The sequence below is a fragment of the Thioclava nitratireducens genome, from assembly GCF_001940525.2.
GTDB classification, from domain to species: domain Bacteria; phylum Pseudomonadota; class Alphaproteobacteria; order Rhodobacterales; family Rhodobacteraceae; genus Thioclava; species Thioclava nitratireducens.
Genome location: NZ_CP019437.1, coordinates 355,504 through 368,913, shown reverse-complemented (window position 1 = coordinate 368,913; position 13,410 = coordinate 355,504). Strand labels below are relative to the sequence as shown.

Sequence of the window (13,410 nt, the reverse complement as noted above, 5' to 3'; positions counted from 1 at the left end):
AAGGGGCCCGAAGGCCCCTTCCCCTCAATTCTGCTGCGTGTCGGTTTTGCTGTCGGCGCTCGGCGCTTCGGCTTGCTGCGTCGACGCGGTGTCAGCCTTGGCTTCCGGCGCGATGGCCGAGAGGCCTTTGATCAGGTCAATCGCGTAGGACATCTGGAAATCTTCCATCCGGCGCTTCGCGGCCTCTTCGGCTTTCGCGCGCTCGTCCTCGGCCTGTTTCTTCTCGTCCTCGGTCATCGAGTCGTTGGTGATTGCACCTTTCAGATCGGCCTCGGAGGTCATCTTGCGGGCGTTGTCGCCTTCAGCGGCCGCCTTATCCTGCGATTTCGGCTGATCGGGCTGCGGCACGACAACGTCGGGAGCAATGCCCAGCGACTGAATCGAACGACCCGACGGCGTGTAGTAGCGCGCGGTGGTCAGACGCATCGCGCCCTCGCCCTGGATCGGCATGACCGTCTGGACCGAGCCTTTCCCGAAGCTCTTGGTGCCGACGACGATCGCGCGGTGATGATCCTGCAGCGCGCCGGTCACGATTTCCGAAGCCGACGCCGAGCCGCCGTTGATCAGCACGACGATCGGCTTGCCGTCGGCCATGTCGCCCGCGGTCGCGTTGAAGCGCTCGCTATCCTGCGGGTTCCGACCGCGGGTGGAGACGATCTCACCCTTGTCGAGGAACGCATCCGCCGTCTTGATCGCCTGCGTCAGAAGACCGCCGGGGTTGTTGCGCAGGTCGATGATGAAGCCGTCGACCTTGTCCATGCCGCCGACCTCTTTCACCTGCTCCTTGATCGAGGATTCGAGGTTCGGGAAGGTCTGGTCGTTGAAGGTGGTGATGCGCAGAATGACGGTATCGCCGTCATGGCGCCCCTTCACGGCGGTCAGCTTGATCGTGTCGCGGGTCAGCGTGACGTCGAACGGATCCTGCTCGCCTTCGCGGACGATGGTCACGGTGATGTCCGAGCCGACCGGCCCACGCATCTTGTCGACTGCCTGATCGAGCGGGATACCCATCAGGGACTCGCCATCGACCGCGGTGATGAAATCGCCGGACTGAATGCCGGCTTCGGCCGCGGGCGTGCCGTCCATCGGCGAAACCACCTTCACGAAGCCGTCTTCCTGCGTGACCTCGATACCGAGACCGCCGAACGAACCGCGCGTCTGCACGCGCATATCGCTGTAATCGGAAGGCGGCAGGTAGCTGGAATGCGGGTCGAGAGAGCTGAGCATGCCGTTGATTGCGGCTTCGATCAGCTTCTTGCTATCGACCGGCTCGACATAGTCCTGGCGGATCTTCTCGAAGATGTCGCCGAACAGGTCCAGCTGCTGGTAGACGGTTTCGTTGCGTTTCGTTTCCTCGGCCATCAGCGGCGCCGCGACTTGCGTGGACAGAAGCGCGCCCGCAAGCGTCCCGCCAACCGCTGCCATCATGAACTTTTTCATACTCAACCCTTGTCGTCTTTTGTCTGGATGAACCACGGCGTCGGGTCCACGGGCTTGCCGCCCTCTCTCAGTTCCAAATAAAGCGTCTCGCTGCGATCTGCACCAGCGCCATCTGTCGCCGCCTGCACGAATTCCTTGCCGAATTCCTTCGCTCCCGGCTGAATTCCGCCCATCAAGCCGATGGGCGTGCCCTTTGGCAGCACGTCTCCGACCTCACCATAGACGGTTCCGAGGCCCGCAAGAACCAGAAGATATCCATCTGCGGGTTCGAGGACCATCACATTTCCGTAGTCGAGCAAGGGACCGCGGTATCGGATCGTCGCAGCCCAAGGCGTCGTGACCAGAGATCCCGGCTCACTGGCAATCACGAGGCCGGGACGTTTGATCCCTGCCGCATCCGGTTCGTTGAAGCCACGCAGCACCGAGCCGATAACCGGCAAGTTCAGCGTGCCCTTTGCGCCCGCGAAATCTCCGCGCGGCGGACCGATATCGTTTTCCATATCGCTCAACCCGGTCGCGAAGCCTTCGAGCGTATCGGCGCTTTGCACCAGGGCGGTCAGCTCCTCGGGTTCCTCGAGATAGCGCTGCGGCAGCTTTTCGCGGCGCTCGGAAATGGCCTCCGATAGCGCTGTGCGGGCCTTGGTCACCGAGACCATCCCCTTTTCGAGCGTCTCGCGCGCGTTTTCCTGCAGTTTGCGCAGGGTCGCAATTTCCTCAAGGTGGACGCTCAGCTTCTGCGCCTCGTCCTGCAAGGCGGGCGCGACCGAGGACAGTACCATCCCGGACCGCGCCGAGCCTTCGGGACCGGACGGATGCAGCAGCAGCAGCGGCCCGTCGGATTGCTGCATGGTCGACATGACCGCCAGCAAACTGCCAAGCTCTTCGCGTTTCGCGTCGAAGCCTTGCTTGATCTCGCGCTCGCGGATCGCTGCGCGGCGCAACCCGTCGCGCAGCGCGCTCAGCCCTTGTTCATAGGCATGGATCGTTTTCGTTAGTGCTGCAATGCGATCCGACTTCGACTGCGCCGCGTCGAGCGCGGTGATCGCTTTGCGCAGATCGGCCGAGGCCTTGAGTGCGGCGTCGCCCGATCCGTCCGCCCAAAGCGGCCCGGCCGAGATCAGAAGAGCTGCGAGTGCGGCGCGGATCACGATACGATCAGGCTCTTTCCGGTCATTTCTTCGGGTTGGTCGATCTGCATCAGGTCCAGTAGCGTCGGCGCGAGATCCGCAAGCCGCCCGTCGCGCAGCTTGGCGCCCTCCGGCCCGCCAACCAGAGAGACCGGCACGAGGTTCGTCGTATGCGCGGTGTGCGGACCGCCGGTTTCCGGATCGATCATGGTTTCGCAATTGCCGTGATCGGCGGTGATGATCATCGCGCCGCCCGCAGCCTCCAGCGCCTCGACGACGCGGCCGATATCGTGGTCGATCTCTTCCACCGCAGCGATCGCGGCTTTCAGCGAGCCGGTATGCCCGACCATATCGGGATTGGCGTAGTTCACGATGATCAGGTCGTACCCGGTCTCGATCGCCTCGACGAACTTGTCGGTGACTTCCGGCGCGCTCATCTCGGGCTGCAGGTCATAGGTCGCGACCTTGGGCGATTTCGGCATGTAGCGGTCTTCGCCTTCCCACGGCTCTTCCTTGCCGCCGTTGAGGAAGAAGGTGACGTGCGGATATTTCTCTGTCTCCGCCAAGTGGAATTGGCTAAGCCCTTGTTTTGATATCCACTCTCCGAGCGTGTTGACGATTTCGCGCTTCGGATAGGCGGTCTTCATATAGGCGTTATGCTTGTCGGAATACTCGACCATCCCCAGCAGCGCCACCCATTTCGGACGCGTTCCCGTCTCGAATTCCGAGAAGTCCGGCTCGCCGATCGCGCGCAGGATTTCGCGCGCGCGGTCGGCGCGGAAGTTGAGGCAGAAGAAGCCATCGCCATCCTTTGCGCCCTCGTAATCGCCAATCACGGTGGGCTTGATGAATTCGTCCATCTCGTCCTTGTCGTAGCTGGCTTCGACCGCGGCCACGGGGGTGTCTGCCCCCTGCCCTTTGCCGTTGATCATCGCGTCATAGGCAAGGCCGACGCGGTCCCAGCGGTTGTCGCGGTCCATCGCGTAATAGCGGCCATCGACGGTGACGACGGTGCAGCCTTTGGGAAGCCGGTCGCAAAGATCCGAAACGAAGGACTTCGCGCTATCGGGGGCGACATCGCGCCCGTCGGTGATCGCGTGGATCAGCACGGGGACGCCTGCCTCCGAGACCATTTTCGCTGCAGCGAGCGTATGTTCGATATGGCCGTGCACACCACCATCCGAGATGACGCCCATCAGATGCGCGCGCCCGCCGCTCTCTTTCATCGTGTCGATGAAGGACAAGATCGCCTGGTTCTCGAAGAAAGAGCCATCCTCGATCGCCAGATCAATCTGGCCCAGATCCATCGCCACCACCCGTCCCGCGCCGATATTGGTGTGGCCGACCTCGGAATTGCCCATCTGACCGCTCGGCAGACCGACATCGGGGCCGAAGGTCACCAGCGTCGATTTCGCCGGGTTGTTCCACAGGACACGGTCGAGGTTCGGGGTGTCGGCCAGCAAGGGCGCGTTGCCTTCGCGCTCCTTTCGCTCGCCAAAGCCATCGAGAATGCACAGGACGACGGGTTTCGGGCGGGTCATGGCGGCCTCCTAATCTGTTGCCCCCTCATACGCCTCGCGGGCCGTCGCGGCAACCGGGGGCATGCGAGGCTCAGGCCTGGAACATGAACCGCCGGGCCTTCTTCTCGTAGCTGAGTATCTCGGTCTGTCGCGTGACCTCGAGCAGCGAGGCGAGCGCCGCGTCGGGCTTTTCCATATAGCGCCGACGCAGGTCCAGCACGACAGCCCCACCGTCCCGGATCACCCGCATCATCAGGTCGAGATAATCGCCGATCGGATAATGGAAGCCGCAGGAAATCAGGCTGGTGACAAGATCGCCCGTGACTCCGTCCAGCGCATCAGGCTGCTTGACCGGGTTGAGTGTCTCGACCGCGCGGGCGCCATTGTCGCGCAGGAACGCCGCTGCGGCGTCGAGCGAGGCATAGCCTGCACCGGTATCGCTCCAGAAATGATATTGCTCCGGGGTTTCCTCGATATCGATCAGGGTCACGGCGCAATCGTAATCCTTGATCAGCAATGCGTCGTTGAGCCCCTGCCCACAGCCGATGTCGACCACATGGGTCGGACGGCGGCCGGTTTCCTCGAGCGTCTTGCGCAGCGGTAGATACTCGGTGAAGACCTCGGCGAGCGCGCCGCGAAAGATCTCCTCGTTGCGGGTCTCGACTTCTTCGAACGCGGGCCCCCTGTCACCGTCTTCCCAAGCCTTTCGCGCAGTGCCGGAAATGTGGCGGGTGCGCTGGAATCCTAGTAGCATCATTGCCTCGCGGGCAATGGACGCGCCGGATATGTTCATGTCTCGAAGAGTATTCATCGGGCCTGACCTGCTGCACATCATTTTCGGACGCAGCGTAACGTCGTCGTGATCTGGTGCAAGCTGTCGATGGGAGCAGAGGTTAGTGACCTGTCGATCAGACGCGGTGATAGGGTGTGCCGGCGATGATCTGTCCGGCGCGGTAAATCTGTTCGGTCAGCATGACGCGGGCCAGCATATGCGGCCAGACCATCTTGCCGAAGGAGATGGAAAACTCGGCGCGGCTGCGCAGGGCCCGGTCGATCCCGTCCGCACCGCCGATCACGAAAGCCACGTCGCGCGACTGATCGCGCCAGCCTTGCAGTTTCGTGGCGAATTCCGGCGATGAGATCAGGCTGCCGCGTTCGTCGAGGGTGACGATGACCGATCCCTCGGGAATGGCGCGGCTGAGCAACTCTGCTTCCGCGCCCTGCCCCAAGCCTTTCTTGTCTTCGACCTCGACGACGGAAGCCGGGCCGAGCCCGAAGGCGCGCCCGGATTTCTCGAAGCGTTTCAGGTAGTCGTCGATCAGCTCGCGCTCGGGCCCCTTGCGCAAGCGGCCCACCGCGCAGATCGTGATCTTCATGCAGCCGAACTCAGACGGGGGCGCCCGCAGGCATCCACATCTTTTCCAGCTGATAAAACTCGCGCACTTCCGGGCGGAAGACGTGAACGATGACGTCGGAGCTGTCGATCAGCACCCAGTCGCCCTGATCCTTGCCCTCGACTTTGCAAGCCCGGTCGAATTCGTGCTTCAGCCGCTCGGTCAGGTTTTCGGCTATGGCGCTGACCTGACGCGTGCTGCGCCCGGAACAGACAACCATATAGTCGCCGATCGAGGACCGACCGCGCAGGTCGATGGTCACGATATCTTCGGCCTTGTCGTCTTCGAGGGAAGAGATGACGCGCGCGAGGATTTCTTCGCTCGTCGCTTCGGCGTTGACGGCCCGTGTATTCATGGCCGCTGCCTTTGTGCCGGCATCACTCGGCACGAGGGAAAGATGAGACAGGACATGGTCCTCCAGATGTTACGCGCCACAATAGTCCCGGCGCTGGACGTCTTTCAAAAGTAGCATTCCGCAGGTCCGATTTCAATTTTCCTGCGGCGAATTTTCGCTATGCGTTTCCGGAGCCTGTTGCAAGTCAAGCTGTGACCCTTCGAGCACGCGCACTTCGCGCTGCGGGAACGGGATCGAAATGCCGTTCGCCTTGAACGTATCCCAGAGCGCGAGAAACACTTGGCCGCGCACATTGGTCAGTCCCTCGACCGGGTCGGTGATCCAGAAGCGCAGGAGGTAATCGACCGAACTGTTGCCGAAACCGGTCACGTGGCAAACCGTCGGGCGGTTCTTCAGGACGCGGTTCACCGATTGCGCGGCCTCCACCGCGAGCTTGCGCACCAGATGCGGGTCGTCGTGATAGGAGGTGCCGAAGGGCAGGTCGATCCGGACGAATTCGTTGGAATGGGACCAGTTGACCACCTGCCCCGTGATCAGGTCTTCATTCGGGATCAGGTATTCCTTGCCGTCGCGCGTGACGACCGAGACATAGCGCGCGCCCAGCGAATTGATCCAGCCGAAGGTTTCGCCAAGGCTGATCACGTCGCCGGGCTTGATCGATTTATCCAGCAGGATGATCACGCCCGAGACGAGGTTTGACACGACTTTCTGCAGACCGAAGCCAAGGCCCACGCCGATCGCACCGGACAGAACCGCAAGCCCGGTCAGGTCGAAGCCTACCGCCTTGATCCCGATGAACAGCGCCGCGCCGTAAAGCAGAACCTGCATCACCTTGATGACCAGCTCCGACATCGACGGGCTGATATCCTCGTTGGTCCGCAGCCGCGCCGAGGTCTGCCCAGAGATGATCCGCGCCACCGACAGAAGGATCGTCGTCAGCACCAGTGCCTTGAGAACCCCGTAGGCCGTGATGCGGAAATCACCGAATTCGACCGCGGTCCCGTTCAAGAGCCGCACCGTTTCGTCCCAAAGCCCGAGGTAATAGAGCGTGACCCAGATCCACGCGCCCCAGCGCACGATACCGCGCAGGAGCGCATTTCGGATCAGCCGCGCGACGAGGCCGACGACGAGCCATGCCGTGACGAGCGTGGCGGCCAGCACCACGAGGAAGCGCCAGGAATAAAAACCCTTGGTTGCCTCGAGCACGAACACCGACGCCCATGCGAACACAATGAAGAGAAATCCGCGCAGACGCTTCCGGAGCAGGATCAGCCAGCGAAGCTGACGGGTCGAGAGCTCACGCCTCCGCCCCCAGTCGTCGACTTTCGGCGCGAGCCAGATGCGCCCGAGATGGGCCAGCGCAAAACACGCTGCGATGATCCCGAATTGCCAGAGCCGCGAGGGCAAGACCATAGAATTGAGGAAGATTTCGATCTGCGCCCAGATCGAACTCAAAATCTTGACGATGTCCCCGTTCGCGAAATCCATGGAAATGACGTTAGCCCGGTTTTGCGATCAGGCCAAACACGGACTCTTCGATTGCCTCAGCGCCGGATTCGCCGTATTTAGCGCCCCATGACACTCGTTTTCGACATGGATGATCGCGCCCGCCTCCGCGAGCGCTTCTACGGCGAAAGCCGCTCGGTGCTGGCACGACTTTGATGCTCTGCGCCCGCGGGCGCATATCTGCGCCTGCTGTCCCATGTCTGACAAACGGCCGTTTTATAGGCCAGCCATCCAAAGAAAGTGAGAGCCATGTCTGCTCCGAAGACCCTCTATGACAAGATCTGGGACGCGCATGTCGTGTCCGAAGACGAAGACGGCACCAGCCTGCTCTATATCGACCGCCACCTCGTCCACGAAGTGACCTCGCCGCAAGCCTTCGAAGGGCTGCGCATGGCGGGCCGCAAGGTGCGCGCGCCGGAGAAAACCATCGCCGTACCGGATCACAACGTGCCGACCACGCTCGACCGCGCGAAGGGGATCGAGAACGAGGAAAGCCGGATTCAGGTCGATGCGCTCGACAAGAACGCCAAGGACTTCGGGGTGAACTATTACCCGGTCTCCGACGTGCGTCAGGGCATCGTGCACATCGTCGGTCCTGAACAGGGCTGGACGCTGCCGGGCATGACGGTCGTCTGCGGCGACAGCCACACCGCGACCCATGGCGCGTTCGGTGCGCTCGCTCACGGCATCGGTACCTCGGAAGTGGAGCATGTTCTGGCGACCCAGACGCTGATCCAGTCGAAGTCGAAGAACATGAAGGTCGAGATCACCGGCAAGCTGCGTCCGGGCGTCACCGCCAAGGACATCACGCTGTCGGTCATCGGCGCGACCGGCACTGCCGGCGGCACTGGTCATGTCATCGAATATTGCGGCGAAGCGATCCGCGAGCTGTCGATGGAAGGCCGCATGACCGTCTGCAACATGGCGATCGAAGGCGGCGCGCGCGCTGGCCTCATCGCGCCGGACGAGAAGACCTTCGAATACGTCAAAGGCCGGGCTCACGCTCCGAAAGGCGCGCAATGGGAGGCGGCTCTGCATTGGTGGAAGCAGCTCTACACCGACGAGGGCGCGCATTTCGACAAGGTCGTCACCATCAAGGCCGAAGAGATCGAGCCCGTCGTGACCTGGGGCACTTCGCCCGAGGACGTGCTGCCGATCTCGGGCTCCGTGCCCGCGCCGGAAGACTTCAAGGGCGGTAAGGTCGAAGCGGCCAAGCGCGCGCTCGACTACATGGGCCTCGAAGCGGGCACCAAGCTGACTGACATCAAGATCGACGTGGTCTTCATCGGCTCGTGCACCAACGGCCGGATCGAGGATCTGCGCGCCGCCGCCGAAGTCGTCAAAGGCCGCAAGCTGGCCGACGGCGTCCGCGCGATGGTCGTGCCGGGCTCGGGTCTCGTGCGGGCTCAGGCCGAAGAAGAGGGTCTGGACAAGATCTTCCTCGACGCCGGGTTCGAATGGCGCATGGCGGGCTGCTCGATGTGTCTCGCGATGAACCCCGACCAGCTGGCAGAGGGCGAGCGTTGCGCGTCGACCTCGAACCGTAACTTCGAGGGGCGTCAGGGCTACAAGGGCCGCACCCATCTGATGAGCCCGGCCATGGCCGCCGCCGCTGCCGTCACCGGTCATCTGACGGATGTTCGGAAGCTGATGGAAATGGAAGACGCGTAAGGAGCGACGAGAATGGAAAAGTTCGAAAAAGTTACCGGGATCGCCGCCCCCATGCCGCTGGTCAATATCGACACCGATATGATCATCCCCAAGGGTTTCCTGAAAACCATCAAGCGTACCGGGCTCGGCGTGCATGCGTTCGACGAGATGCGTTACGACCGTCAGGGCAACGAGAACCCCGACTTCGTTCTCAACAAGCCGCAATATCGGGAAGCGCAGATCCTCGTGGTCGGCGACAACTTCGGCTGCGGCTCCTCGCGTGAGCACGCCCCGTGGGCGCTCGCGGATTTCGGCATCAAGGTGATCATCTCGACCTCCTTCGCCGACATCTTCTACAACAACTCGTTCAAGAACGGGATGTTGCCGATCGTGCTGCCGCAGGAGCAGGTCGATATCCTGATGAAGGATGCGGAGAAGGGTTCGAACGCGCGGATGACCGTCGATCTCGAGAACCAGGAGATCACGACCTCGGAAGGCGAGACGATCAAGTTCGATGTCGACGCTTTCAAGAAGCATTGCCTGCTCGAAGGTCTCGACGATATCGGCCTGACGCTTGAAAAGGCCGCAGCCATCGACAGCTTCGAGACGCAGATGCATCAGGCGCGTCCCTGGGTGTAATACCCGATACGATAAGAACAGGAAAAGCCGCCCCGACCCGGGCGGCTTTTTTCGTGAGGAGGGGGCGCGGGAACGCACCGCCCGTGGTATCGTTCATCATTTGACGTAGACCGAGAGGATGATGCGATGCGCGTTTCGACCCTGTTTCTGATGACCGGCCTCGTGCTGATTGTTCTCGGCGTCGCGGCCATCACGAATCCCTTCGCAACCTCGCTGGCCCTGACTACCTTCGTGGGCATCCTGTTCCTGATCGCCGGGGTGGTGCAGGCGTGGCTCGCCTTCAACGACCGAGACGGGGCGCATCGCGCGTGGCACGGGCTGATCGCGCTTCTCAATATCGTCGTCGGCGTCTGGCTGATCGCCGATCCGATGTCCGGCACAGTCTCGCTCGCAGCGGTGGTCGGCGTGCTCTTCCTGCTGATGGGGGCGTTGCGCCTGCTGATCGGCCTGCGCCTCGCGGCGCCGCGCCTGCGCTGGATGCTGGTCCTGTCGGGCGCGGTTTCGATCCTTCTCGGGCTTTTGATCTTCGCGGCCTTCGATCAGATCGCGACGCAGATCCTCGGGCTTTTGCTGGGCATCCAGCTTCTCGCGGATGGTGTCGGTCTTGCCGCACTCGGCTTTGCCAGTCGCGACTCCTGAGGTCTTTTGACCGGCTAAGCCCTTGATCCACAAAATATGGTTCGGCTCCCTAGTTTGCCACAATTTTGCACCTTTATTGATGCAATGTCGCACCAGGTCTTTCCAGAAAACGCCCGAATACGGCAGAGAGTCTGAAAACAGTATTTGCTTGGATCGGGAACTTGGGCAAAATCATGGCAAGTTTGAGGCGGCGGGTCACATTTGGCGCGCGTCTTGCGGGTAAAAGGATCGGCAATGTATCGAATCCGACCGCAGGGAAGGGTAGGGTAACTGTGTTTTCACGTCTCTCAGGGGCGCTCTTTCGCGCGATCCTCGTTGCGGTGGTGATTTGCATTCCAGCGCTCATACTGCCCGATACCAGTAGCGACACCGCCCAGATCGTGGCGTTGATGGCGCTGTTCGGATTTGCGCTGACCCTGTTCGAATACGCCTCGGTCTATCCCGGTCTGATCGAGTTTCGCGATGCGCCGCCCTTCAACCGCATTCGGTTCATGTCGCTTTTTCTAACCGTCGGCCTGCTCTCTCTCGCGGTACAGTCGCAATATCACGCGTCGACGCTGACCCGGTTGATCGAGGTTCTAGGCACAACGGTCGCAAGCTCCATCGACGTGCCTTACAGCCCCGTGCGCCTGTTACAGCTCGCGCTTCCGGCGGATGCCTCTTTGCATCAGGTCGCGCTGGTGCGCACCGCGGCGGGGATGGCCTACCTGATTTCGCTGCTGACCCTCGGCTATTTCGTCATCGTCATGCGGATCATGGGCTGGCCGCAGGCGCATACCAAATTCAACGTCTGGGTAAATCTGCCGACCTTCGACCCCACCGCGGGCGGCGACGTGGTCGAGCGCCTGCGCCGCGACGCGTGGTTCAACATTGCACTCGGATTTCTTTTACCCTTCCTTATTCCGGCGGTGCTCAAACTCGTTTCGGTCAGTTTCGTGATCGTGACGCTGGAAGTGCCACACACGATGATCTGGATGGTGACGGCATGGGCCTTCCTTCCCGCAAGCCTGTTCATGCGCGGCATCGCGCTGGCCCGGGTTGCGCAAATGATCGAGAACAAGCGTCTCGCCTCCGGGGCGAGCGATTACTTGCCGGCCTGATCGCGCTCTGTTTCGCACTGCCAGCCATGGCCGAGACTCTGCGCGTGGCGACATGGGATACGGGGCTGTCGCGCCGGGGTCCGGGCCTTCTTCTGAAAGATATCCGCAAAGGCGAGGCGCAGGTCGCGGCGGCGACGCGGATCGTGGACACGATCGCGCCGGACGTTCTGCTGCTGACCGGGATCGACTGGGATCTCGACGGGCTGTCGCTGGAGGCGCTGAACGAACGCTTCGCGCAGCCCTATCCGCACCTTTTCGCGCCGCGCCCCAATAGCGGCTGGCCGAGCGGGGCCGATCTCGACGGCAACGGAAAGCTTGGCGAAGCGCGGGATGCCCAAGGCTACGGACGATTTCCGGGGCAGGGCGGCATGGCGCTTCTGTCGCGTTATCCGATCGAGGCCGACCGTGTGCGCGACTTCTCCAGGATGCTGTGGAAGGACCTGCCCGACGGGAGGATCGCCGGGGCGAAGCTGTCGCCCGAGGCGATGGCGGTGCAGCGCCTCAGTTCGACGGGGCATTGGGACGTGCCGCTCAAGTTGCCGTCGGGCGAGCGCCTTCATCTTCTGGCCTTCTCCGCGACGCCGCCGGTGTTCGATGGGCCGGAAGATCGCAACGGACGCCGCAATCGTGATGAGATCGCCTTCTGGCTGCGCTATCTGGATGGGGAGCTCGACGCGCTGCCGCCCGAAGCGCCGGTGATCCTGATGGGCGACGCCAACCTCGACCCGAAGGACGGGGAGGGGCGGCGCGATGCGCTCGATTTGCTGCTGAACGGTCCGCATTTCCAAGACCCCCAGCCGCGGAGCGCGGGGGCGAAAGCTGCGGCGGATCCTGATCATAGGGGCGACTCGAGCCTTGATACCGCCGATTACGACGGCCCGGGCAACCTACGGCTCGACTACGTTCTGCCGTCGAATGATCTGCATGTAGAGGCGGCGGGCGTCGTCTGGCCCGAGCCGGGCGCGCCCTTGGCGGAGGCGGCACGCGCCGCCTCGCGTCACAAGATGGTCTGGCTCGACATTGTATTGCCCTGATCGGGCACGACCTTGAGGCCCCGGATATAGAGATGCTCGAACACCACGCGCTGCAGCGTCTTCGGCGTGAATTCCGGGAAGCGTGCGTGGAAATCGGTGCCGTCGATTTCGTGGCTCATGTCGAACAGGTAGCGCATCTCGCGTAGTTCGCGTGCCAGTTCCCACGCGGGCGATGCGAGCAGAAGCGCCGTCCACGGGAATTTCTTGATCGAGATGTCGCGCCCCATCTGGCGGGAGAATTCCTCGGCCAGCTCGCGAACGGAGAACCGGGTTCCGGGGAACCCGAGATCGAGAAGACCGGGCGAGTGATCTTCGGTCTCGGCCAGTTGCACCGCGACACGCGTCATGTCCTCGAGATCGGCGTAGACGCGCTGCGCATCGGGCTTGCCGAGCGCGGTGATCTTGCCCTTGCGCAAATCCTTCAGCATCACCCGGTTGAGTAGTGTGTCGGGCGCCTCGGCATTGATGAAATCGCCGCCGCGCAGGATCACGACCGAACGGCCCTCCTCGGCATGGGCGCGATAGCGCGCCTCCATCTCGGCGCGGATATTGCCCTTGCGGGTGCAGGCGTGATGCGGGGTCGAGGCGCTCCACGGAGACGGCTCGCGCCCGTAGACATAGACGTTGCCCGGCACCATCACCGATGCGCCGCTATCGCGCGACGCGGTCAGAACCTGCTTGGTGATCTGCGGGATCTGGTTCGCCCAGTCGTGGTAATTCGGCGGGTTCATCGCATTCACGATCCACCGCGCGCCGCGCGCCGCGATCGCCATATCGGTGCCCCGGCGATAGCGATCGACGTCCCAGCCAGCCGCTCGGAAGGACCGTGCCGCAGCTGATCCGAACAAACCGCCCATTCCCAGGATCAGTACCCTGCGATTCATTTCGCCCTCATGTGTCGTCTGCCTGCTCTAAACTCTAGCATGCGCTCATACGCGCGCGGGGGCCACTCGCCAACCACTTGATCCGCAAAAGCCCGCCGAAGCCTCGGCAACCGCTTGCCGAT

13 protein-coding genes are annotated in these 13,410 nt (G+C 62.5%); 5 read left to right on the top strand and 8 right to left on the bottom strand.

Annotation, left to right across the window (positions count from 1 at the left end; translation table 11 throughout):
- Positions 1-24 precede the first annotated feature (24 nt).
- The 7 genes from BMG03_RS01905 to BMG03_RS01875 form a co-directional block, all read right to left on the bottom strand.
- A complete protein-coding gene (locus BMG03_RS01905) occupies positions 25-1,440 on the bottom strand; it encodes a S41 family peptidase (protein WP_077701052.1) in 1,416 nt (471 codons plus the stop codon).
- A gap of 2 nt (positions 1,441-1,442) precedes the next feature.
- A complete protein-coding gene (locus BMG03_RS01900) occupies positions 1,443-2,588 on the bottom strand; it encodes a murein hydrolase activator EnvC family protein (protein WP_075776741.1) in 1,146 nt (381 codons plus the stop codon).
- On the bottom strand, positions 2,585-4,108 hold the full coding sequence (gene gpmI, locus BMG03_RS01895; RefSeq protein ID WP_075776742.1) for a 2,3-bisphosphoglycerate-independent phosphoglycerate mutase: 1,524 nt from the start codon (positions 4,106-4,108) through the stop codon (positions 2,585-2,587). Before gpmI ends, BMG03_RS01900 begins: the two co-directional genes overlap by 4 nt.
- A 70-nt stretch (positions 4,109-4,178) precedes the next feature.
- Positions 4,179-4,841: a class I SAM-dependent methyltransferase gene (locus BMG03_RS01890; protein ID WP_075776743.1), complete on the bottom strand. Its 663-nt coding sequence runs from the start codon at positions 4,839-4,841 to the stop codon at positions 4,179-4,181.
- A 154-nt stretch (positions 4,842-4,995) separates the two neighbouring features.
- Positions 4,996-5,463 (bottom strand): 23S rRNA (pseudouridine(1915)-N(3))-methyltransferase RlmH, encoded by a 468-nt coding sequence (rlmH, locus tag BMG03_RS01885; RefSeq protein WP_075776744.1) that lies wholly within the window; start codon positions 5,461-5,463, stop codon positions 4,996-4,998.
- 10 nt (positions 5,464-5,473) lie between these two features.
- Complete coding sequence (rsfS, locus tag BMG03_RS01880) at positions 5,474-5,836, bottom strand: ribosome silencing factor (protein WP_075776745.1); 363 nt, start codon at positions 5,834-5,836, stop codon at positions 5,474-5,476.
- Positions 5,837-5,968: 132 nt separating this feature from the next.
- Complete coding sequence (locus BMG03_RS01875; protein ID WP_075776746.1) at positions 5,969-7,324, bottom strand: mechanosensitive ion channel family protein; 1,356 nt, start codon at positions 7,322-7,324, stop codon at positions 5,969-5,971.
- A 267-nt stretch (positions 7,325-7,591) separates the two neighbouring features.
- Here BMG03_RS01875 and leuC point away from each other — a divergent pair, with 267 nt between their 5' ends.
- From leuC to BMG03_RS01850, 5 genes are all read left to right on the top strand, one after another.
- Positions 7,592-9,013, top strand: a complete 1,422-nt coding sequence (gene leuC / locus BMG03_RS01870) for a 3-isopropylmalate dehydratase large subunit (protein WP_075776747.1) — start codon at positions 7,592-7,594, stop codon at positions 9,011-9,013.
- Between the two features lie 12 nt (positions 9,014-9,025).
- Positions 9,026-9,631: a 3-isopropylmalate dehydratase small subunit gene (gene leuD / locus BMG03_RS01865; RefSeq protein ID WP_075776748.1), complete on the top strand. Its 606-nt coding sequence runs from the start codon at positions 9,026-9,028 to the stop codon at positions 9,629-9,631.
- A 126-nt stretch (positions 9,632-9,757) separates the two neighbouring features.
- A complete protein-coding gene (locus tag BMG03_RS01860; RefSeq protein ID WP_075776749.1) occupies positions 9,758-10,270 on the top strand; it encodes an HdeD family acid-resistance protein in 513 nt (170 codons plus the stop codon).
- Positions 10,271-10,431: 161 nt separating this feature from the next.
- Positions 10,432-11,370 (top strand): hypothetical protein, encoded by a 939-nt coding sequence (locus BMG03_RS01855; protein WP_341865717.1) that lies wholly within the window; start codon positions 10,432-10,434, stop codon positions 11,368-11,370.
- 26 nt (positions 11,371-11,396) lie between these two features.
- A complete protein-coding gene (locus BMG03_RS01850; protein WP_075776751.1) occupies positions 11,397-12,404 on the top strand; it encodes an endonuclease/exonuclease/phosphatase family protein in 1,008 nt (335 codons plus the stop codon).
- Here BMG03_RS01850 and BMG03_RS01845 read toward each other — a convergent pair.
- Positions 12,368-13,288 carry a Rossmann-fold NAD(P)-binding domain-containing protein gene (locus BMG03_RS01845; protein WP_075776752.1) on the bottom strand — a complete coding sequence of 307 codons (921 nt, stop codon included), beginning with the start codon at positions 13,286-13,288 and terminating at the stop codon, positions 12,368-12,370. The two genes, BMG03_RS01850 and BMG03_RS01845, sit on opposite strands and share 37 nt — an antisense overlap.
- Between the last annotated feature and the right edge of the window lie 122 nt (positions 13,289-13,410).